Source organism: Frateuria sp. sgz306004 (assembly GCF_057750885.1).
This window is the reverse complement of record NZ_JBYLFE010000002.1, coordinates 644,571-666,385: the sequence shown is the minus strand read 5'-3', so window position 1 is coordinate 666,385 and position 21,815 is coordinate 644,571. Positions and strand designations below refer to the sequence as shown.

Below are 21,815 nucleotides of genomic sequence, written 5' to 3'. Positions count from 1 at the left end.
GGCGAGGGCGTGGGATTATCGTGTTCACCCCCTCCAGGAGAGCACTCCATGCGGCAATTTCGTTGGATCCTCACCGCAGCGGCGCTGACCAGCACCTGCGCACTGGCCGCCACGGCCACCCCGCCCGCCCCCGCGCACACTACGGCGCGTAACGCCGGCGGCATCGACCTCACCGGCATCGACCACAGCGTCAAGCCCGGTGACGATTTCGACAACTACGCCAACGGCAACTGGAAGAAGACCGCGCAGATTCCGGCGGACCGTTCCAGTACTGGCGTGTTCCTGGAGGTGTTCCAGAAGGCCGAGCAGCGCAATGCCGACCTGATCCGCGAGGTCGGCAAGAGCAACGCGCCGGCCGGCAGCAATCAGCGCAAGATCGCCGACTACTACGCCGCCTTCATGGACGAGGCCGCCATCGAGAAGCGCGGCCTGGCGCCGCTGCAGCCGCAGCTCAAGGCCATCGACGCCATCGCCAGCAAGGCAGACCTGGCCCGCGTGCTCGGCCAAGGTCTACGCGCCGACGTGGACCCGGTGAACGCGACCAATTTCCAGACCGAACACCTGTTCGGCCTGTTCGTGTCGCATGGCCTGGATGACGCCTCGCGCAACATCCCCTACCTGTTGCAGGGCGGCCTGGGCATGCCCACCCGCGACTACTACCTGTCCGATGACAAGGCCATGGTGGAAACGCGCGGCAAGTACCAGGCCTACGTTGCCGCCCTGCTCAAGCAGGCGGGCGTGGCCGACGCCGATGCCAAGGCAAAAGCCATCCTCGATCTGGAAACCAAGATCGCCAAGGCACAGGTGGACATCGTCGATAGCCAGGACGTGCACAAGGCCAACAACCCGTGGGCGCGCGACGCCTTCGCCAAGAACGCCCCGGGCCTGGACTGGGACGCCTACTTCAAGGCCGCCGGCCTGGACCAGCAGAAGACCATCGACGTGTGGCAGGTGCCGGGCGTCAAGGGCCTATCCGCGCTGACCGCCAGCGAGCCGCTGCAGACCTGGAAGGACTACCTCACCTTCCACGCGCTCAACGAATCGGCTTCCCTGCTGCCCAAGCCCTATGCCGACCTGAGCTTCGGTTTCTATGGCCAGACGCTCTCCGGCACGCCCAAGCAGCGTGACCGCTGGAAGCGCGCCATCGCCAGCACCAACGTGGCGCTGGGCGACGCCGTAGGCGAGCTGTACGTGAAAAAGTACTTCCCGGCCTCGTCCAAGGCGCAGGTCGAGCAGATGGTGAAGAACATTCTCGCCGCCTTCGACGAACGCGTGGACGGCCTGGACTGGATGACGCCAACCACCCGCCAGAAAGCCAAGGCCAAGATCGCCAGCATTCGCGTGAGCGTTGGCTACCCCGAGCATTGGCGCAACTACGGCACGCTGGAGATCAAAGCGGATGACGCCCTGGGCAACCAGCAGCGTGCGCAGAAGTTCGAGTACGAGCACCAGCTTGCCAAGCTCAGCCAGCCGGTGGATCGCGGCGAATGGTGGATGACGCCGCAGACGGTGAACGCGGTGAACCTGCCGCTGCAGAATGCGCTGAACTTCCCGGCGGCCATTCTCGAAGCGCCGTTCTTCGACCCCAAGGCCGACGCCGCCGCCAACTACGGCGCCATCGGCGCGGTGATCGGTCACGAGATCAGCCACAGCTTCGACAACCTCGGCGCCGAGTTCGACGCCCAGGGCAACCTCGCCAACTGGTGGACGCCGGAAGACCAGGCCCACTTCAAGGCGGCCGGCCAGAAGCTGGTGGAGCAGTACAACGCGTACGAAGCACTGCCAGGCCTGCACGTGAACGGCCAGCAGACGCTGGGCGAAAACATCGCCGACGTGTCGGGCCTGACCATCGCCTACCTGGCGTACCACAAGTCGCTGGGCGGCAAGCCCGCGCCGGTGATCGATGGCCTCAGCGGCGACCAGCGCTTCTTCCTCGCCTTTGGTCAGGCCTGGCGCGAGAAGGTGCGTGACGCCGCCATGCGCCAGCGCGTGATCGGCAACGAGCACGCCCCGGGCCGCTTCCGCGCGCAGACGGTGCGCAACCTCGACGCCTGGTACGACGCCTTCCAGCCCAAGCCGGGCGAAGCGCTGTACCTGGATCCGTCGCAACGCGTGAAGATCTGGTAAGCCTGCGTTCGATCGCGTGAACAAGGCCACGCCTCGCCAGAGGCGTGGCCTTTTCATTGGGGCCGCGAGCACGACGCGCGCTGCGCCAACTGGGCTGCCTGCACCGAACGCATCGCGGCGATGCGCCGGCACCGCCTGTGCTTTTCTAGGTGTTTGCGGGTCGCGGCACCAGCACCGCCAGCACGATCGCCAGGACGAACAACGCAGGTACGTCACCCCACAGATGCCCCATGTGCGCCGGATGGCTCATGGCCTGTACCGCCATGATGCCCCCGTGCACCACGCTGGACCACACGGTGAACCAGATCAGGCTCAGGTTGGCCAGTGGATCGCGCGCGGCGCGTATCAGGAACACACCGAGCGTCGCGTAGATGCCCACGATCATCATCGGGTAGTCCGAATAACCTTCGTGCCACACCCAGCCGGACGGCCAAACCAGCATCAGGGGATACACGGCCAGGCAGACGATGCCCAGCACAACCAGGGCAATACGCAGCAACTTTAGGCGCGACGCTTCGTTCATGGCACCCATCCACGGCAGTGGCGAGGGCTTCAGTCTACGCCGCCACCCACCACCCGGAGTTCCCGGGTCATGAAGACGCTGTTGGGATCTTCGGCGTAGTCCGCGAAGGGGCCGCACGTCGTGAACCCAAAGCGCGCGTAGAGTTCGCGCGCTGGCGCAAAGGCTGCCGGCGCGCCAGTCTCCAGGCTCAATCGCCGGTAGCCACGACGCGCAGCCTCATCGAGAAGGTGCCGCAGCATGCACGCCGCCACGCCCTTGCGCCGATGATGCATGGATGTGCGCATGGACTTGATCTCGGCATGCGTTGCATCGAGTTGCTTGAGCGCACCACAACCCACCAGCGCATCACCCTCCCACACACTCCAGAAGGTGATCTCGGGGCGCCGCAGCCTGTCCAGGTCGAGCGCGTGGATGCTCTGCGGCGGGGAATGCCGCCGCATGTCGTCCAGGTGTTCCTGCAGCAGGGCCGCGATTTCCGCGCTGCGTAGATCGTCGAGGCGAATGGCAAAGCGCATGGCAGACCCTGTTGAGCGACAGAAAAACCCAGCGTCCAAGGCCGCGTGTCGCGCTATGTGAACTTACGCGACGCCCAAACCTTCGATCCCGACGATGGCGTGGCTATCGAAACCCGCCAGCTCCGCGAAGTGGCGCCCGCGTTCGGCGTAGTCGTGGAACTGGTCGAAACTGGGCGCACCCGGCGAGAGCAGCACGGTGCCACCGGGCGGCGTGTGCTCGCGTGCGATGGTCACGGCCTGGTCCAGGTTCGCCGCCTCGTGCAGATGCACCACGCCAGCGTCACGCAAGGCCTTGGCGATGCGCGGACCATTGGCGCCTTGCGCCACGATCAGGTGCGGCTCGTGTCCGTGCATGGCGTGCACGAACTCGCTCCAGTCCAGCCCGCGATCATGGCCACCCACGATCACGCTGACGGCGCGGCCAGGCAGGCTCGCCAAGGCCGCGAGCGTCGCCTGCGGCGTGGTGCTGATGGAGTCGTTGATCCAGTGCAGGCCGCCCTGTTCGCCCAGCGGCTGCAGGCGATGCGGCAGCGGGCGGAAATCGGCCAGGGCCGGCGCAGCCGTTACGGCGTCGAAACCCATGGCTTCCAGCGCGGCGAGTGCGGCGCAGGCGTTGAGTGCGTTGTGCTCGCCCGGCGCACGCAGCAGGCGTGCGTCGAACACGGCAAGGTCGGCGCGATGAATCATGTGGCCGCGTACATGCCAGCCCGGCGCGTGGCCGAACAACAGGCGGTGCGGATGCTGCGCCGTGCGCTCCAGCAAGGATGCCTGCAACGCGTTGACCAGCAGGCGGCGCGACACGTCGGCCAGCCTGAGCTTGTCGGCGATATAGCGCTCGCGCGAGCCGTGCCAGTCCAGGTGTTCCTCGTAGAGGCTGGTGATCACGCCAAGGTCCAGCGGACCGGCTTCGCTGGTCTGGAAGCTGGACAGTTCGAGGGCCCACAGTTGCGCGCTCTGCCCCAAGAGCTCAAGCAGCGGCATGCCGATGTTGCCGGCCAGCGCCGTGCGCACGCCCAGGCTGCGCGCCAGATGCGCCAGCAAGGCGGTGGTGGTGCTCTTGCCCTTGGTGCCGGTGATGGCCACCACGCGCGCATCGGGGTTTTCGGCGAACCACAGCGCCGTGCCAGAGGTAACGCGAACGCCTGCTTCGCGTGCGGCCAGCAGGGCCGGCTTGTAGGCCGAAATGCCCGGCGACTTCACCACGACATCGAATGCCGACAATGCCGCGGCATCGGGTTCCATGCCGCGAACATCCAGCGCTGCGTCGAAGGCGCTGGCATCGGCCACTTCGCCCGCGCTGCAAAACAGCGTAAGCGCCAGTTGCGGCACGCGCGCACGGATGGCGGCGATGGCTGCCTTGCCCTCGCGCCCGAAGCCCCACACCGCGACGCGGCGCCCGGCAAGATCGGCGATGCGCAACGGCGTGGCGTCGGTCACGCGAAGAACGCCAGCGCCGCCTGCAAGCGCGCGGGAAGGCGCTGTTCCGCCGACGGCTGCAGCCACGGCTCCAGAGCCAGTTCCGCCACGTCCAGCTGCGGCAGGATCTCGCTGCGGAAGCGTGCCACCAGGGCGTCTTCCTGCCATTCCGAACGCTGGCTCAGCGCGTACAGGGCTGCGCGTGCTTCGGCGCCCTCGCCCACGCACTCGAACGGTTTGTGATCCTGGTATTCCAGCAACGCATCGAAGCCGGGCGCGAGGTTTTCATCGTCCAGCAGGTTGCGCCCGAAGATCGAGAGCAGTCGCGGCTTGGCGAGGAATGGCGCCAGCGCGAGAAAGACGAAGTGGCACTTGGGACACTGCCCGCACCACCGATCCGCCGGCTTGGGGCCGAGCAGCTTGAAGTTGCGGTTGCAACTGGAGAACACGTCGAAGTACGGCGTGAGCTTGGCGAATGCACGCGTCACCGCCAGTTCCGAATAAGGGCGCAGCAGCGAGCAATAGGTGAGGTCGCTCGCCACGTGCTGGTGCAGCCAGTCGCCCAGCAATTGCTCGAAGGCGTAGCCCTTGCTCCACTGATGGTTCACCTGCTGACCGTCGTATTCCAGCGTGGCGGCGGAGGCGGAACGCTCATTGGCAAAGGCGATGCTGTCGTAACCGTAGAGGATGGCCGCCAGCGCCAGGATGGCCGAGTTCACCGCCGTCACCGGGATGTGGCCGTTCCACGCACCCAGTCGGTTGAGCTCGAACAGGCCCGGAGCCAGCTCGCGCTGAATGTTGAGTTGAGGCAGGCCGGTGCGCTCGGCGCAGGCGGCGATCAGCGGCGAGTTGCCCACCCAGACCGCCGTGGCGTCGCTGCCGATGGACTTGATCGCTTCCACCGCCACCAGCGAATCCTTGCCACCGCCGATCGGCACCAGGGTGCGATGCGGCAGGTTCAGTGCATAGGCCGCCGGCAACGCCGCCGCGCCACGCGGAAACGCGATGCGTCCGCGCAGATCCAGGCCGTTGCGATACGCAAACTCGGCCAGGCCGTGCAGGTAGAGGGCATCCAGCAGGTTGGCCGTGGCGTCGTCCAGTGGACCGTAGGCCACCTCGATGCGCGGCGGCACGCCAGCCTTGTAGTAGCTCACGCCGGCGATCAGATGCAGCAGTTTCAGCGCCTGGTCGAAGGCCGCCTGATGCGTGCTGGGCAACGCGGGTGCATTGGGAAAGCGCACGCGCTCGATCAGCTCCTCGCCATGATCGAAGGCGTACACCAGCTCCGCCACGCCATCGGCGTAGCTACATCGCACGAAGCGGAATACCTGGGTCAGGCGGGGGTTGATGTTGGTCGTCACTCTCAAATCTCCGTCGACGCTACCCCCTAGAGGGGAGAGGGCTGGGATGATGGGCCGGACCGGCCAAGGCCTCCAAAATCACCTCGAGCGCGCCTTCCACGTTCTAAAGTGCGTCATTGTTCCAGAAACGCGGCACGCAATAACCCCCTTTTTGGAGCTTTTGCGTACGCGACTGATCATAAATCACTTGTTCGCCTCGCCACGCCCCGTCCAACGCCTCGATCAGGCCGGCAAGGGAGCGATGCAGATCAGCACCGCGACGTGCAGGCGACGCCAGAAGCGCCCAAGGGCATGCGGCGATAATGCTGGTCACGGGTATGGCTTGACCACGACACGCCTTTTGGGGAGTCAGCCACACCCCCTCGTCATGAGGCGCCACCCTGTGCCACGTTCGTCGCGAACGCTGATGGTGCGGTCTCGCACTGAAGAGCGATGCCTGACCCGCCGACGCTGAGCGGGCAGGTGGGCAGCAGCACCCCAAGAGCTAAAGGGACTGCGCCGCTGGGCGCTTTGCTGCTTACCGCCCAGACTGCGCCATGGCCTGCGTCCAGCGATTCTGGCAAGCCTGCAGAAATGCATTCACGACAAGGCGGTCCTCACCCAGCGCGCTTTTCTTCTCCGCAAACGCTTTGCGGATAATTGCCAAACCCTGTTCCAACGCTCGGTGGTCCATAGCCGGCGGCTGCGCCCATTGCAACAGAGGCTCCAGCAGATCGCGCTCCTCCTGCGACAAGCGCGGAAAGAAAGATTGCATGCAGCGCAGTCGAATACCCCGCAATATCGGGCGAACCTGGCTCTGATCTCGCGTCTGTTGTTCTTCGTGGATGCGGTAGCGAATCACCGCGTCCGGCAGGTTGGAAAATGTCGCGCCACTGTGCATGGCACGCACAAAGAAATCCCAGTCGAAGGCTGTCCCGCACTCGGGATCCCATCGCAGAGACCGCTTGTGCAAGAACTCTCGCCGAATCATCACCGTGGGGTTACAGAGGTTGTTCGCGCCCGCCAACAGGTTGGCCTTGATGGCGCCGTCATGACTGGGCATACCGGTGGTGGCATCAGCGCGCGCACCGAACAACAGCATTTGTCCGCCCAGAATGGAAAGGCGAGGATTTCCATTCATCAGCCGAACCTGTTTCTCCAGGCGCTGCGGAATGGCGATATCGTCCTGGTCGAGGAACGCAACGTATTTGCCCGTAGCCGCGTCTACCCCTGCGTTGGTGGCTCGTGCGGTGCCGCCGTTCTGCGCTTGATCGATGCAACGGATGCGCGGGTCGTCGAATGAGCGGATCAGGTTCGCCGAGTCGTCCGTGGATGCGTCGTTGACCAGGATGAGCTCCCAATCCTGGTAGGTCTGCGCGAGGATGGAACCGACACTTTCTTGGAGAAATGCCACGCCGTTGTAGACGGGGATTACGACGGAAACGACTGCCATCCTGCACCTTTGAGTTGGAAGGGAGCCCGATAAGGGCTCCCTTGATTCAAGGCATTGTGATGGCAATGCGTAGGTGCGGAAATCGGCTTGCACCTACAGCGGCATCGCAAAGCGATGCGGCTGGCATCAATCGAGAATGATCTCCTCGGCTTCATCCCGCAGGTTGTACGGCGAGGACATCACCTTGCCGTACGCGCCTGCCTGGGCCACCAGCATCACGTCGCCTTCCTGCGGCTCCGGCAGGCGGCGGTCGGTGCCGAGCACGTCGCCGCTTTCGCAGATCGGGCCCACCACCTGGAACAACGCAGTAGCCGGCTCGTCCAGGCGCGTGAGGTTCACGATCTCGTGCCAGGCTTCGTACAGCGCGGGGCGAATGAGGCTGTTCATGCCGGTGTCCACGCCCAGGTAGCGAATCTGGCCGTTGCCCTTACCCTTGGTCTGGGTGACCTTGGTGAGCAGCACGCCCGCATCGGCCACCAGGTAGCGGCCCGGTTCCATCCACAGCTTGTAGTGCGGATAGGCCGCCTTGACCTCGCGCAGCACGCGGTCGAGCGCGGCAATGTCCAGCCGCGCCTCGCCCGGATGCGAGGGCACGCCGAGGCCGCCGCCGATATCCAGGAAGGAGACGCTGCCGATGCGCTCGGCGATGCTGGCGAGCTGGCTGTAGACCTCGCCCCAGTGGGCGTCATCGAGGATGCCCGAGCCCAGGTGGGCGTGCAGGCCGCGCACGGTGACACCATGCGCGTCGGCCAGACGCAGGAAGGCGTCCAGCTGTTCCACCGGCAAGCCGAACTTGCTGCCGCTGCCGCCGGTGCGCACCTTTTCGTGATGGCCCAGGCCGCGGCCCAGATCCAGGCGGAGCACCACGTCACGGCCGCGGAACAATTCGCCCCACTGCTCCAGCTGGTAGAGCGAGTCCAGCGACAGCGTGGCACGGGTGGTCAGCGCCCAGGCGTAGTCTTCGCGCGGGGCGAAGTTGGGCGTGAACAGCAGCGGCGCCGACTCGGGCACCACCGCCATCACCGCCTTCAGTTCGCCGGGCGAGACGCACTCGAAGCCAAAACCCTCGTCGGCCAGGGCCTTGAGGATGGCCGGATGCGTATTGGCCTTGACCGCGTAATGCAGGCGATCCACCGCCGCCAGCGACTTCAGGTCGCGTGCCTGCTGGCGTACCGTGGGCAAGTGGTAGACGTAGCGCGGCGTGCTCTGCGCGCCGATCGTGAGCAGCTCGTCGCGACGCTCCTCGCGCCACCAGGATGCGGCCGGCGGCAGCACGTCGCCGCTGCCGTACAGTGCCTGCCAGCTCGGGCCGAACAAGGCGCTGTCGTCGGTGCGCAGTGCGCCGGCGGTGATCAGCAGTTCGTGCAGGTGCGGCAGCAGCTCGTCCACCACGTTCTCATCCACCACGAAGGTGAGATTGAGGTTGTTGGACGACTGCGAAATCATGTGCACGCGCAGCTGGCCAAATTCCGCCAGCACGGTAGAGAGCGTGTGCAGCATGGAGCGCATGCCACGACCGACCAGCGTGATGGCCGCACACGGCGCGATCACCTTGACGCGACACACCTTGGCCAGGTCGCTGGCGAGCGCGGCCAGCGCATCGGAGTCGAGCAGGTTTTCGGTGGGGTCCAGCGACACCGTGACGTTGGTTTCGGCCGAGCCGATCATGTCCACCGACAGGCCATGCTGCTTGAAGTTGGCGAACACGTCGGCCAGGAAGCCGACCTGCTGCCACATGCCCACCGATTCCATCGACACCAGGGTGATGCCCTTGCGCGCGCTGATCGCCTTGACGCTGGGTGCGTGCTCGCGCACCTCCGGGCCGATCAGGGTGCCGTCCAGCTCGGGCCGGTTGGTGTCCTTGATCAGCAGCGGCACGCGCGGCTCGCGCAGCGGCGACAGGCAGCGCGGATGCAGCACCTTGGCACCGGTGGAGGCGATTTCCTGGGCCTCTTCGTAGTCCAGGCGCTGGAGCAGGCGTGCGCTGGGCACCTGGCGCGGGTTGGCGGTGAACATGCCCGCCACGTCGGTCCAGATTTCCACGCGCTGCGCCTTGAGCAGCGCACCGAAGTACGAGGCGGAGGTATCCGAACCGCCACGACCGAGCAGCACCGTGCGGCCCTTCTCCTCGCGGGCGATGAAGCCCTGCGTGATGAACACCTCGCCCTGCGCGGCCAGGCGCGCGTTGAGCGCCGGGTCCGGCTTGGTTTCGACCATGGCCGAGAGCAGCTTGGTGCGCTCGTTCTGGTTGGGCAGAGCGATGGCCTTGAGGCAGTCGCGCGCATCCACCCACTGCGTGGGCAGGCCGCTATGACTGAGGAAGGCCGCGCCCAGCGCGCTGGACATCAGCTCGCCGTGCGCCTGCACCAGCGCCTGCCAGGCGAGCTCGCCCAGCTGCGCGGGGCCCTCTTCCGCGAGCTTGGCCAGCTCGGTGAGTCGGGCGCCGAGGGTGTCCGGAACCGCCAGCTGCATGTGATCGAGCAGGTCGTAATGACGTTGCGCGATCGCCTTGGCAGCCTCGATGCGTTTGCCCTTGTCTTCCTGTGCGCACAGTTGTTTGAGTGCGTCGGTGATGCCGGTGAGCGCGGACACGACCACCAGCACGCGGGCGCCTTCGGCGCGGCGGCTGGCAACGAGCTCACGAATGTTCTGCCAGCGCGGCAGGGTGGCGACACTGGTGCCGCCAAACTTCATCACGATCCAGGATGCGTCGGCAGGGAGCGACGCGGGGCTTTGCGGGTTCACGGTTACCTTCGGTTGCGTTGGTGGAAAAAGACAATCATGCGAGTGTTGCGCCGCAGCAGGCGGAATGCAACCGCCAGGGGCTGTCGGCGTATGGATGGCTAAATGCGCACGGGTATGGAAATGGCGCTGATCTTGGCCAGTCACGGGTGCGCGGATCGCTCCTCTCGCGTTGGCTCGTCAGTGCCGCCTCGCTCGCCCGAACGGGGCGCCGTTCGATAATCCGGGCGCGGGCCGCGCGTGTCGTTGCGTCCCGTACTTGCGCGTGCAGTGCTGAAAAGGCGCTGGATTCCCGCGCTCGCGGGAATGACGGTGAGAGAGATTTCAGTGTGACAGCAAGCCGCTCACGCGCCCTCGCCCCTGGGGGCGAGGGCGCACATGAGGCCTTAGGCGACCACCACGGGGATTTTGCCGATGCGGGCCTGCCATTCTTTCGGGCCGGTCTGGTGCACCGAGGTGCCGGCGGAATCCACTGCCACGGTCACCGGCATGTCCTGCACGTCGAACTCGTAGATGGCTTCCATGCCCAGGTCGGCAAAGCCCACCACACGGCTGGACTTGATCGCCTTGGACACCAGGTAGGCAGCGCCGCCCACGGCCATCAGGTACACCGACTGGTGCTTCTTGATGGCCTCGATGGCGGCCGGGCCGCGCTCGGCCTTGCCGACCATGCCGAGCAGGCCGGTCTGCGCCAGCACCTGCTCGGTGAACTTGTCCATGCGGGTGGCGGTGGTGGGGCCGGCGGGGCCGACCACTTCGTCGCGCACCGGATCGACCGGGCCCACGTAATAGATGAAGCGACCCTTGAAATCCACCGGCAGCGGCTCGCCCTTGTTGAGCATGTCCACCATGCGCTTGTGCGCGGCATCGCGACCGGTGAGCAGCTTGCCGTTGAGCAGCAGCACTTCACCCGGTTTCCAGCTGGTCACTTCTTCCGGCGTGACCGTATCGAGGTTCACGCGGCGACCCTTGCTGGCGTCATAGGTGAGCTTGGGCCAGTCTTCCAGCGACGGCGGATCGAGCGCCACCGGGCCCGAACCGTCCAGCGTGAAGTGCGCATGGCGCGTTGCGGCGCAGTTGGGGATCATCGCCACCGGCAGGTTGGCGGCGTGGGTCGGGTAATCCTTGATCTTGATGTCGAGCACGGTGGTGAGGCCACCCAGGCCCTGCGCGCCGATGCCCAGCGCGTTGACCTTCTCGTACAGCTCGACGCGCAGCTCTTCGATGCGGTTCTGCGGGCCGCGGGCGATCAGTTCCTGGATGTCGATGTGTTCCATCAACGACTCCTTGGCCAGCAGCATCGCCTTCTCGGCGGTGCCGCCAATGCCGATGCCCAGCATGCCCGGCGGGCACCAGCCGGCACCCATGGTCGGCACGGTCTTGAGCACCCAGTCCACGATGGAGTCGGACGGGTTGAGCATGACGAACTTGGACTTGGCCTCCGAGCCGCCGCCCTTGGCGGCGACGATCACCTCAACCGTATTGCCCGGCACGATCGACACGTTGATGACCGCGGGCGTGTTGTCCTTGGTGTTGCTGCGCTTGCCGGCCGGGTCGGCCAGCACGCTGGCGCGCAGCTTGTTGTCCGGGTCGTTGTAGGCGCGGCGCACGCCCTCGTTCACCATGTCTTCCAGCGACAGGGTGGCGTCCCACTGCACGTTCATGCCGACCTTGAGGAAGACCGTGACGATACCGGTGTCCTGGCACAGCGGGCGATGGCCTTCCGCGGCCATGCGGGAGTTGATCAGGATCTGCGCCATCGCGTCCTTGGCCGCCGGCGACTCCTCGCGCTCGTAGGCGGCGGCGAGGTTGGTGATGTAGTCGACGGGGTGGTAGTAGCTGATGTACTGCAGGGCGTCGGCGACGGACTGGATCAAATCGTCTTGCTTGATGATGGTCATGGCGGCTGCTTCGACTCCGGGGGGACACAACGCGTCGAAAACAGGGCCTGCTGACGACGCACAACCCTACTATTGTGCCGCAAACCGGCCCCAAGCCCGAAAACATCGCCCGCATCCCTGCCTGCACGGCGCGCTGACGGCCCGCGCTCGCCACTCTCAAACATTCTTATCCGCCAAAAGGCATAGTCGCAAAATCATGCGGCATGCATTTAAGGCAGCTCAACGATTTCGCATTTTTTTACGTTAAACCAGTCACTTGTCTCAATGTTTCGTGCACAGCTAGGGTCACTGGGCCAGCGCGGATAAGTCAGGGGGCCGCGCTGCGCATGTTGGGGAACGGATCTGTTTCAAGGCTCAAGGTCTCGCCGGAAGCGAGGTGGCATTGCCCACGCCGCTGCGCTCTCCCGCCGAGCCGCAACCACCCTGGAGAATCAAAACATGCTCTCGATCTTGCCTCGCAAGTCGCTCGCGGCTTCGCTCGCTCTGCTGTTTTGTGGCTATTCCGCCGTATCGATGGCGGATACGGCATCCCCCACCGACCTCGGCGCCAGCGACACTGGCCAGAAAGTAAGCGTCACCCTGGTGCTGGGCCTGCGCAACCAAGCGGCTCTGGAACGCTTCATCGAGAGCACGGTGACCCAAGGCAACCCTAACTATCATCGCTTCCTCACCACCGACCAGTTCGCCGACCGTTTCGGCGCCAGTGCCGGCGATATCGCCCAGGTGCAGGCTTTCATCAAGCAACAGGGCCTTACCCAGGTGGAACTGTTGCCCAACCACCTCGCCATCAAGGTGAACGGCACGGTGGGGCAGTTCAACAAGGCCTTCCAGACCTCCATCCACGATTACCGCGCCGCTGACGGCAGCACGTTCCGCCGTCCCAATGCCACGCCCACCCTGCCCTCTTCGCTGTCGAGCACGCTGGTGGTGGCTTCGGGTCTGAGCACGCAGGCGCGCTATCGCTCGCATCGCTTGAGTGCGATCGAACCACCGCAGCCGACCACCGCACTTGCACAGGCGCAGACGCTCGCAAAGAGTGCCACCGCCGCCGCGCCCGCCAGCAATCCCTGCCCAGGCAACGCCACCGCTACCTGCACGCCGGGCGCGTTCACCGTGGGCGATGTAGCCAACCGCTACAACATCAACCCGCTCTATCGCGCGGGCATCAACGGGCGCGGCGCAACCATTGGCATCGCCACGCTGGCGGACTTCGTGCCGGCCGATGCCTACACCTACTGGAGCACTATCGGCCTCTCGGTCAAGCCCAACCGCATCACGCAGGTGCACGTGGATGGCGGCGGCCAGCTGAGCGGCGCAGCCGGCTCGGGTGAAACCTCGTTGGACGTGGAGCAGTCGGGCGGCCTGGCACCGTGGGCTGACATCATCGTCTACGACGCACCCAATACCGATGCGGGCTTCTTCGATGTGTTCAACCAAGCCGTGTCCGACAACAAGGTGGACAGCCTCTCGGTGAGCTGGGGTTCGCCGGAAATCTTCTATTTCCCGCAGCTCAATGGCGGCGTGGACTTTACCGATGAGCTGCGCGCGTTCCACCAGGTTTTCCTGGAGGCGGCGGCCCAGGGCATCTCCATGTTCGCCACCGCCGGCGACTCCGGTGCTTACGACACGGTGCGCGACCTCGGCGGCTTGCCGAGCGATCCCGTGCCCCCGCCGCTCACCACGGACGCACCGGGCACGGACCCGTACATCACCACGGCCGGCGGCACCACGGTGCCCTTTAGCTACAGCTTCCGCAAAGGACCGACCGCGTCGATAACCAAGGAGTCGGTCTGGGGTTGGGACTACATTGCCAACTATTTCCAGACCAACCTCGGCATCAACCTGCTGCCCAATGTGTACTCGGTGGGCGGCGGCGGCGGTGTGAGCGTGTTCTGGCCGGTACCGCGCTATCAGCAGTTCACCCAGGGCATCCGCCGCAGCGAGAAAAACCAGACGCTTTCGCTGCCGGCCTACGGCATCAATTACACGCTGCCAGCCAATTATCGCGGCCGCAATGTGCCGGATATCTCGCTCAACGCGGACCCGGAGACCGGCTACAGCTTTGTCTCCTCTACCGATGGCCCGGGTCTGCTTACGGGTGAAGGCGGCACCAGCTTCGTGGCGCCGCAGCTCAACGGTATCTCGGCGTTGATTGCACAAACCACGCACGGCCGCATCGGCTTGTGGAATCCGCAGGTGTACGCCTTGCAGAACATCTTCGGCTACGGGCCGTACTCGGCCTTCGGGGATATTCGTTCGGGCGACAACTGGTTCTATTACGGCGCGCCCGGCTACGAGCCCGGCGCGGGCATTGGCACACTCAACGTCACCAACCTGGCCCTGTTCCTCAGCGTGTTCTGATCCAAGCATCGGCGGGGCAACCGCCCTGTGCAGCACCCCGGGGCCGGCGTCGCGAGACGCCGGCCCTTTTCGTCGCTGGAGCGGCGCCAGGGCTTGCTGAGGGCGGGCCCAACCGCCATGCTCGCCCCATCTCCAGCATTGCAGGGTTCCATGAGCGACACTTCGACGCCCGGCGGTTACGTGCGCCGTCTCCGCCCGTTGGACGCGGCCATGATCGTGGTCGGCGGCATCATCGGCGGCGGCATCTTCCTCAACCCGTACGTGGTGGCGATGCGCACATCGTCCGGCTTGTCGCTGCTGCTCATGTGGATCGGCGCGGGCCTGCTGACCTTGATCGGCGCGCTCTGTTACGCCGAGCTCGGGGCCCGTCGCCCGCATGCCGGTGGCAGCTACGTCTACCTGCGCGAAGCATTCGGCCCGCTCGCGGGCTTCTTGTTCGGCTGGAGCATGTTGCTGGTGATCTATTCGGGTTCGAGCGCAGCGGTGGCCACCATCTTCGCCAGCTATGCGACCTCGCTGTTCGGGCTGCCGGCCACCGCCACCACGAGCCTGGCTATCGGCGCGCTGGTGTTCGTGGCGCTGATCAACCTGTTTGGCCTGCGCCTGGGCGCGCAGGTGCAAAACCTGTTCACCTTGCTCAAGTTGCTGGCTGTGGCGGTTCTGGTGGTGTGCGGTTTGTTCCTGGCCGGTGTGCACGGCGAGGGCATGCTGGCCACCGATCCGCAGACGGCCAATGTAGGTTTCATGGGCGCGGCGCTGCCGGTGCTGTTCGCCTATTCCGGGTTCACGTACCTCAACAACCTCGCCGGTGAAGTCAGCAACCCGCAGCGCACACTGCCGCGCGCGCTGCTGATCGGCATGCTGCTGGTGATCGCCGCCTACGCGCTGGTCAACCTGGCGTACCTCGCCGTGCTCGGCCACGCCGGCCTCGCCGCCAGCCGTGCGCCCGCCGCGGACGTGATGCAGCGCGTGTTCGGCACGGCTGGCGCCAAGCTCATCGCGGTGGGCGTGGCGATTTCCGCACTGGGCTTCTGCAATATCACCCTGGTGGCGGGCGCCCGCGTACTGCAGGTGATGGGCGAGGATGGTCTGTTCTTCCGCAGCGTCGCACGGCTGCATCCCAAGCACCGCACGCCCAACACCGCGCTGCTGCTGCTCTCGGGCTGGGCCATCGTGCTGGTGTGGTCGGGCAGCTACGGTCAACTCCTGGATTACGCCACTTTTGGCGACTGGCTGGCCTGCGCCGTGGGTGTAGGCACGCTGTTCTGGTATCGCCGCAACGAAGGCGCCCAGGCCAGCTTCCGCGTGCCGGCCTACCCGTTGCTGCCGCTGATCTTCATTGCCGCGGTGGCCCTGGTAGTGGTGCAGAGCCTGCTGGCCAGCCCGGTGAACACCGGCATCGGCGTGCTGATCATGGCGGCAGGCATCCCGGTTTACTTCATCTGGCGACGCCTGTTCAGCCCCGTCACCTCCTAAGCCCGGCCCCGCAATGCCACAATGGGCAGATACAGATGGAGGCTTTGACCGATGGCGCACGCGCAAGACCAGATCCTGACGCCCCAAGCCGGCACCCCCATCGTGCCCGAGAAGGTGCGCGAAGGTGTCGATCTGGAGATCAATGGCCGCTCCTACCGGCACACCGGTGACGAGCAGATGCCTCTGCTGTGGTACCTGCGCGATGTGCTGCGCCTCACTGGCACCAAGTACAGCGGCGAGCACGGCGAGGGTGGCTATGACCTGGTGCTGATCGAGGGCAAGCTTGCTTCCGCCTCCCAGCACCGGCTGATCGATCTGGCCGGCAAGTCCGTCACTACCGTGGAAGGGCTCGCCGCCGCCGACGGCAAGCTGCATCCGCTGCAGCAGGCGTTCGTGGATGAAGATGCCATTGGCTGCGGCTACTGCACACCCGGCTGGCTGATGGCCTCGCTGGACCTACTCAACCGCCATCCGCAGCCTAGCGACAACGATATCGACCAGTTGCCCAACTTGTGCCGCTGCGGCTGCCAGACCCGTGTGCGCCGTGCGATCAAGCGCGTGGCCAATGGAGGCCGCGCATGAGCACCCGCCATCACGACACCCTGGCACGCCCGGCACGCCGCCAATTCCTCAAGGTGCTCGCCGGCACCGCCGGTGCTCTCATCGTGGGCATTCCGTTCGCCGAAGCAGTGGATGCACCCGTGCCCGCCGCCCTGCTGGGCGATGCGCTGTACGGCCTGGGTGCTTACGTGCGCGTCGATGCCGATGGCAGCGTGATCATCGGCGCGCGTGACCCGGATACCGGCACCGGCACCGCCACCGCGCTGCCGCGCATCATCGCCGACGAGTTGGACGCCGACTGGACCCGCGTCACCGTGGTGCCGCTGGGCCTGGGCGTGGAAGACGACAACGGCAAGCCGCGCTGGGCCTATGGTCATCAAACGAGCGGGCTGGGTGACTCCATTCCTGCCGCCTGGGCCGATCTGCGCCAGGCTGGCGCGCTCGCTCGCTGGTTGTTGCTGCAAGCCGCCGCCCGCCGCCTTGGCGTGCCGGCCGATCGCCTACGCTGCGAACAAAACAATGTCATCGCCCCCGATGGCCGGCGCCTGGGATACGGCGCGCTAGCCGAGGCGGCCGCCAAAATCGCACCGCCGACCTCGCCGGTCGCCGTGAAAACGCCCGACCGCTACACCCTGATCGGTCAGCCGGCCGGAGATGTGGACGCACGCGCCATCGTCACCGGACAAGCCCTCTTTACCCTCGACAACTACGCCGGCGACACCCTGGTGGCGGTGCTCAGCCATTGCCCCTGGACCGACGGCAGCGTGGAAAGCCTGGACACTACCGACACCCTGGCGGTGAAGGGCGTGGTCAAGGTCATTCAACTCAAGCCTGAAGCAGGCGTGCCACTTGGCCAGACCGTGCGCGCGCCGGCGGTGGCCGTACTCGCGGAAAACACCTGGGCCGCCCTGCAAGGTCGCGCCAAGCTCAAGCTGCAATGGAAGGCCGGCAGCCAGAGCGAAAGCAGCGCCTGGTTCGAGCAACAAGCCGCCGATCTGGTGAACGACAAGGACGCCACGCCCGCTGCGCGTGTGCGCAACGACGGTGACCTTGAAGCTGCCAGCAAAAAAGCTGCGCGTCGCCTTGAGGCCACCTACGTGCAGCCTTGGCTGGCGCATGCCACCAGCGAGCCAATGAACTGCGTGGTGCGCGTGGACAAGGACAGTGCCACCCTGGTGGTGCCCACCCAGGCACCGCAGCAGGCTTGGCGCGTGGTACAGCGCCTTACCGGCCTGACGCCCACGCAGATACAGATTCGCGTACCGCGTGTAGGCGGCGGCTATGGCCGTCGCCTGGATCACGACTACGTGGCCGAAGCCGTGATGCTCGCCAAGCAGGTGGACAAGCCCGTCAAGCTGCTGTGGACGCGTGACGAAGACCTCACCCAGGACTATTACCGCTCCGCCAGCGTGCACAAGCTCAGCGCCACGCTCGACGGCAAGCGCCAGATCGTCACCTGGAACCAACGCATGGCCAGCGCTTCCGCACTCGCCCAGCGCGGCGTGCCGGACAACCAGCTATGGACGTCCGAAGTGGACGCGCACCAGTTGCCCGCCGGCCTCGTGCCTAACCTGCGCAGCGATTGGTATGCGCTGCAGTCGGCCATGCCACGCGGCCCCGCACGCGGCATGCCGCACCTGAGCAACGCCTTCGCGGTCGAAAGCTTCATAGACGAAATCGCTTATTCGCTGAAGGAAGACCCGTTGGTCACGCGTCTGCGCCTGATCGGCGAGCCGCGCATGATTACGCTTGGCGATGGCCGCTCGCTCGATACCGGCCGTCTCGCCAACGTGCTCAAGTTGGTCACCGATCGTCTTGGCTGGAAGAACTGGCTGCGCACCGTCAACGGTTTTGGCGTCGCCTGCTGGCACATCGATGGCGCCTATGTGGCGCACGCGGTGGAGGCCTCGTTGCAAGGTGAGCGCCTGAACATCGAGCGCGTGGTGTGCGCCGTGGACGTGGGTCGCGTCATCAACCCGCTGGGACTGGAAAAGCAGATTGCCGGCGCGACGCTCGATGCGCTCTCCGCCGCGCTCAACCTGTCCATCACCTACAAGGACAGCCAGGTACAACAGCGCAACTGGAAGGACTACCCCCTGGCCAACATGGCGCAGTTGCCCGACACCACCGAAGTCATCGTGGTGCCTGGTGACCGTGACCCCACCGGCGCCAGCTTCCTGGCCATGCCTTCGGCTGCACCAGCGCTGGCCAACGCCGTGTTCCGCGTGAGCGCGGTGCGCGTGCGTCGCCTGCCGTTGATGAAGGAATTGCTGCGCATGCTGTAACGCTTGCGTCACCCTGGAAACGCCTGGCGTTTCCAGGGTGTGCCGCTCGAGGCGGCATGGCGCTGCAAGCGAAGTCGCCTTCAGCATCGTGCGAAAGCTCGTGCTCCTGTCATAGGATGCCTCCAGCGGCAACCTTGGAACTTTCGCCGCGTCCACGGCTGAAAGGAAACTCCATGCGTCGCCCCCTTGCCTGGCTCGGCTTGTTGTCGCTGTTCATCGCCGTTACACCGCTTGCAGCGCAAACATCGCCTCCTTCGACCTCGCAAGCATGCGTGGGCTTGGTACTCGGCGGTGGCGGTGCGCGTGGCGCCGCGCATATCGGCGTGCTGGAGGTGCTGGAGCGCGAACACATTCCTGTGTGCAACGTGGCCGGCACCAGCATGGGAGCCATCGTGGGCGGCCTGTACGCAGCCGGCTATCGCCCTGACGAGATGGAACACCTCGTCACCACGCTCGATTGGAAAGACCTGTTCTCCGACGACCCCGCGCGTTCGGACATGCCCATGCGGCGCAAGGACGCCGACTACCGCTACCTGCTCAATTTCGAGGTGGGCTACAAGAACGGCCACATCATCACGCCCGCTGGCGTGGTGCAGGGTCAGAAGCTGCTATTGCTGCTGCGTCGACTGCTTATTTCCACCTGGGATGTGCACGATTTCGACCAGCTTTCCATTCCCTTCCGCGCGATCGCCACCGATATCGTCGCCGGTAAGCCAGTGGTATTCGGCGCGGGCGATCTGGCACTGTCGATTCGCTCCAGCATGTCGGTGCCGGGCGCCTTCGCACCCACCCGCATCGACGATCAACTATTGGTCGATGGCGGCTTGATGGACAACGTGCCTATCGACGTGGTGCGCGAGATGGGTGCACATCGCCTGATTGTGGTGAACGTCAGCTCGCCCCTGCTGCAACGCGAGCAGCTCAGCAACCCGGTCGCCGTGCTCAACCAGATGGTAAGCGCGCTGATGGAGGACAAGACCCGCCGCCAACTCGATTTGCTCGCGCCCGACGACATCCTGATCACGCCGGAATTGGGCGAGATGAGCGCGGCGGAGTTCAACCGCGGCGCGGAGGCCATCGCCATCGGTCGCGCGGCGGCCGAAGCCGCCCTGCCTCGTCTGCGTGCGCTCGCCGCGTCACCCGAGCAATGGGCGGCGTTCGAAGCAAAGCATCGCAAGCGCGACTTCGACCCCGGCTTGATCGCCTTCCTCAAGGTGGACAGCAGCCACACCGACACCGCCAAGTACGTCAAGGAACGGCTCAGCAAGGATGTCGGCAAACCGTTCGATCCGGAAAAGCTCGAAGATCAGATCGGCAGCCTGTACGGGCGCGGCAGCTACCAACAGATCGACTATCGCCTGCAGCAGAAAGGCGACCAGCGTGGGCTGCTGATCATCCCCAACGACAAGCCGTGGGGGCCGTTGTACGGCAAGCTCGGCTTTCAGCTGGACGACGATTTCAAAGGACGCAGCGAATACCTCCTATCGGCCGAACTCAACGCCACCAACATCAATCGCATGGGTGCGGAGTGGCGCAACACGGTGTGGGGAGGCCGCTATAGCGGCGCGGCCACCGAGTTTTTCCAGCCCTTCTGGCGCGGCGCTGGCGGCTACGTCATGCCCTATGCCTTAGTGCGCAGCGAGAACTATCCGGTCTATACCGAAGACGGCGATCGCCAGCTCGCCGAATACCGCGTGAAGCGGCGTTACATGGGCCTGGAAACCGGGTGGTCGGCAACGGACAACTGGCGAATCTCGGGCGCACTCCAGCGCGGACGCGACAGCGGCGACCTGCGCATTGGCAACCCGGCGGATTTCACGCTCAGCCAGACCACCCAATACAGCCTGGCCAGGGTAGGCGCGGATTGGGATAGCCTGGACAATGCTCAGTTTCCCTCACGCGGCGCGCGCCTCTCTTTCGACTACGAGTGGTATCGCCATTGGATGGGCGGCAGCATCAACGCCGACGCTGCGCGCCTGAGCGCCGACTGGGTGCCCGATCTCAGCCGTGTCGCCGATGGCCGCTACAACGTGCTGCTTGGCTTGCGCCTATCCAGCTCGCTCAACAATGCCACGCTTTTCGAAACGCAGAGCTTCCTCGGCGGCTTTCTCAACCTGTCCGGTTACGCCGAGCGCTCATTGAACGGCAACCAGGCCGCGTTGGCGCGCGCGGTGGTGTATCGCCGCACTGGCCAAATGGATGCGATCTTCTCCACGCCGGTCTACATCGGTGCCAGCCTGGAAGCGGGCAATACCTGGGCCAGCAAGAGCCAGGTGCAACTGGGGTCGCTGATCTACGCCGGCAGCATGTTCCTGGGCGTGCAGACGCCGTTGGGGCCGCTGTTCCTCGGCTACGGCCTGGCCCAGGGCGGCCATTCGTCGGTCTACCTCACTTTCGGCTCGCTGCTGCGCCCCACGCAGTGAGTGGGGCGTCAACTGTCGCGCTGCGTGCACGTTCGAGTAGCCACCATGAGTTTTTACTCTTAACGAGGCTGTGCCCAGGAGCCTGCGCATGAAACGTTTGCATGTCCTGCTTGTGCTCGCCGCCGCCCTGCTGCTCGGCGCGTGCGCTTCCGTCAGTGTGACCAATCAATGGCGTGACACGTCCTGGCCGGGGCCGCCGGCATCCAACGTGGTGGTGGTGGGTATTTCCCGCAGCGAAACGGTACGCCGCGTCTTCGAGGATACCTTCGCCCAGCAATTGCGCGCCGCCGGCGTCCAGGCCACGCCCAGTTACACGCAGATTCCGGCCGGCAACGAAGGGGCTATGAACCTGCGCGACCTGGTCAAGCAGAGTGGCGCCACCGCCGTGCTGGTCACGCGCGTGCAGCGCGTGGAGCAACGCATCAGCGTGACGCCCTCCGGCCCGATGTATGGCGGTTTCTGGGGCTGGTACGGCGGTGCGTGGGCCGCCACGCCGGACGTCACCCAGTACGACGTGGTGACGCTGGAAACCAGCGTGTGGGATCCGCGCACCGAGAAGCTGGTGTGGACGGTGACCACCGAGGCGGTAGGCCGAAAGAACATTCCCAAGGCCACCACGCAGCTCGCACAGACGCTGATTCCCAAGCTCAAGACCGACGGCATCCTGCGCTAAGCGCCTGCCCCTCGCGACG

At 65.5% G+C, this 21,815-nt stretch carries 15 protein-coding genes; 7 read left to right on the top strand and 8 right to left on the bottom strand.

Annotation, left to right across the window (positions count from 1 at the left end):
- The first annotated feature begins 48 nt into the window (after positions 1-48).
- Positions 49-2,127 carry a M13 family metallopeptidase gene (locus AC3G2C_RS06215; RefSeq protein ID WP_488383741.1) on the top strand — a complete coding sequence of 693 codons (2,079 nt, stop codon included), beginning with the start codon at positions 49-51 and terminating at the stop codon, positions 2,125-2,127.
- Positions 2,128-2,272: 145 nt separating this feature from the next.
- Here the strand turns inward: AC3G2C_RS06215 and AC3G2C_RS06210 are convergent, their stop codons facing one another.
- The 8 genes from AC3G2C_RS06210 to AC3G2C_RS06175 all read right to left on the bottom strand — a co-directional run bounded on the left by AC3G2C_RS06210 (position 2,273) and on the right by AC3G2C_RS06175 (position 12,017).
- Positions 2,273-2,650 (bottom strand): DUF6632 domain-containing protein, encoded by a 378-nt coding sequence (locus AC3G2C_RS06210; RefSeq protein ID WP_488383740.1) that lies wholly within the window; start codon positions 2,648-2,650, stop codon positions 2,273-2,275.
- Between the two features lie 29 nt (positions 2,651-2,679).
- The gene (locus AC3G2C_RS06205) at positions 2,680-3,165 is read right to left on the bottom strand and encodes a GNAT family N-acetyltransferase (protein ID WP_488383739.1); all 486 of its coding nucleotides are present in this window, start codon (positions 3,163-3,165) and stop codon (positions 2,680-2,682) included.
- A gap of 63 nt (positions 3,166-3,228) precedes the next feature.
- Positions 3,229-4,584, bottom strand: a complete 1,356-nt coding sequence (gene murD / locus AC3G2C_RS06200) for a UDP-N-acetylmuramoyl-L-alanine--D-glutamate ligase (protein ID WP_488383775.1) — start codon at positions 4,582-4,584, stop codon at positions 3,229-3,231.
- Positions 4,585-4,598: 14 nt separating this feature from the next.
- The gene (gene murL / locus AC3G2C_RS06195) at positions 4,599-5,942 is read right to left on the bottom strand and encodes a UDP-N-acetyl-alpha-D-muramoyl-L-alanyl-L-glutamate epimerase (RefSeq protein ID WP_488383738.1); all 1,344 of its coding nucleotides are present in this window, start codon (positions 5,940-5,942) and stop codon (positions 4,599-4,601) included.
- 103 nt (positions 5,943-6,045) lie between these two features.
- A complete protein-coding gene (locus AC3G2C_RS06190) occupies positions 6,046-6,129 on the bottom strand; it encodes a DUF559 domain-containing protein (RefSeq protein ID WP_488383774.1) in 84 nt (27 codons plus the stop codon).
- A gap of 330 nt (positions 6,130-6,459) precedes the next feature.
- Complete coding sequence (locus AC3G2C_RS06185) at positions 6,460-7,374, bottom strand: glycosyltransferase family 2 protein (RefSeq protein ID WP_488383737.1); 915 nt, start codon at positions 7,372-7,374, stop codon at positions 6,460-6,462.
- A gap of 126 nt (positions 7,375-7,500) precedes the next feature.
- Positions 7,501-10,068, bottom strand: a complete 2,568-nt coding sequence (locus AC3G2C_RS06180; RefSeq protein WP_488383773.1) for a bifunctional aspartate kinase/diaminopimelate decarboxylase — start codon at positions 10,066-10,068, stop codon at positions 7,501-7,503.
- 434 nt (positions 10,069-10,502) lie between these two features.
- Positions 10,503-12,017 (bottom strand): fumarate hydratase, encoded by a 1,515-nt coding sequence (locus AC3G2C_RS06175; RefSeq protein ID WP_488383736.1) that lies wholly within the window; start codon positions 12,015-12,017, stop codon positions 10,503-10,505.
- A 438-nt stretch (positions 12,018-12,455) separates the two neighbouring features.
- On the opposite strand from AC3G2C_RS06175, the gene AC3G2C_RS06170 reads away from it, so the two are divergent.
- From AC3G2C_RS06170 to AC3G2C_RS06145, 6 genes are all read left to right on the top strand, one after another.
- The gene (locus tag AC3G2C_RS06170; RefSeq protein ID WP_488383735.1) at positions 12,456-14,378 is read left to right on the top strand and encodes a S53 family peptidase; all 1,923 of its coding nucleotides are present in this window, start codon (positions 12,456-12,458) and stop codon (positions 14,376-14,378) included.
- A 150-nt stretch (positions 14,379-14,528) separates the two neighbouring features.
- Entirely contained in the window at positions 14,529-15,854 is a 1,326-nt protein-coding gene (locus tag AC3G2C_RS06165; protein WP_488383734.1) for an APC family permease, read from the top strand.
- Between the two features lie 51 nt (positions 15,855-15,905).
- The gene (locus AC3G2C_RS06160) at positions 15,906-16,436 is read left to right on the top strand and encodes a (2Fe-2S)-binding protein (protein WP_488383733.1); all 531 of its coding nucleotides are present in this window, start codon (positions 15,906-15,908) and stop codon (positions 16,434-16,436) included.
- Positions 16,433-18,700, top strand: a complete 2,268-nt coding sequence (locus AC3G2C_RS06155) for a xanthine dehydrogenase family protein molybdopterin-binding subunit (protein ID WP_488383732.1) — start codon at positions 16,433-16,435, stop codon at positions 18,698-18,700. The genes AC3G2C_RS06160 and AC3G2C_RS06155 overlap by 4 nt, the downstream gene beginning before the upstream one ends.
- 173 nt (positions 18,701-18,873) lie before the next feature.
- Positions 18,874-21,123 carry a patatin-like phospholipase family protein gene (locus AC3G2C_RS06150; RefSeq protein ID WP_488383731.1) on the top strand — a complete coding sequence of 750 codons (2,250 nt, stop codon included), beginning with the start codon at positions 18,874-18,876 and terminating at the stop codon, positions 21,121-21,123.
- Positions 21,124-21,211: 88 nt separating this feature from the next.
- Positions 21,212-21,796: a DUF4136 domain-containing protein gene (locus AC3G2C_RS06145; RefSeq protein ID WP_488383730.1), complete on the top strand. Its 585-nt coding sequence runs from the start codon at positions 21,212-21,214 to the stop codon at positions 21,794-21,796.
- Positions 21,797-21,815: the final 19 nt, after the last annotated feature.

Bases quoted from the DNA above. Each gene is read 5' to 3' on its own strand.
- AC3G2C_RS06205 (WP_488383739.1), bottom strand. From the start codon at position 3,165: ATGCGCTTTGCCATTCGCCTCGACGATCTACGCAGCGCGGAAATCGCG.
- AC3G2C_RS06180 (WP_488383773.1), bottom strand. From the start codon at position 10,068: ATGAAGTTTGGCGGCACCAGTGTCGCCACCCTGCCGCGCTGGCAGAAC.
- AC3G2C_RS06175 (WP_488383736.1), bottom strand. From the start codon at position 12,017: ATGACCATCATCAAGCAAGACGATTTGATCCAGTCCGTCGCCGACGCC.
- AC3G2C_RS06210 (WP_488383740.1), bottom strand. From the start codon at position 2,650: ATGAACGAAGCGTCGCGCCTAAAGTTGCTGCGTATTGCCCTGGTTGTG.
- AC3G2C_RS06150 (WP_488383731.1), top strand. From the start codon at position 18,874: ATGCGTCGCCCCCTTGCCTGGCTCGGCTTGTTGTCGCTGTTCATCGCC.
- AC3G2C_RS06155 (WP_488383732.1), top strand. From the start codon at position 16,433: ATGAGCACCCGCCATCACGACACCCTGGCACGCCCGGCACGCCGCCAA.
- AC3G2C_RS06215 (WP_488383741.1), top strand. From the start codon at position 49: ATGCGGCAATTTCGTTGGATCCTCACCGCAGCGGCGCTGACCAGCACC.
- AC3G2C_RS06145 (WP_488383730.1), top strand. From the start codon at position 21,212: ATGAAACGTTTGCATGTCCTGCTTGTGCTCGCCGCCGCCCTGCTGCTC.
- AC3G2C_RS06185 (WP_488383737.1), bottom strand. From the start codon at position 7,374: ATGGCAGTCGTTTCCGTCGTAATCCCCGTCTACAACGGCGTGGCATTT.
- AC3G2C_RS06160 (WP_488383733.1), top strand. From the start codon at position 15,906: ATGGCGCACGCGCAAGACCAGATCCTGACGCCCCAAGCCGGCACCCCC.
- AC3G2C_RS06170 (WP_488383735.1), top strand. From the start codon at position 12,456: ATGCTCTCGATCTTGCCTCGCAAGTCGCTCGCGGCTTCGCTCGCTCTG.
- AC3G2C_RS06165 (WP_488383734.1), top strand. From the start codon at position 14,529: ATGAGCGACACTTCGACGCCCGGCGGTTACGTGCGCCGTCTCCGCCCG.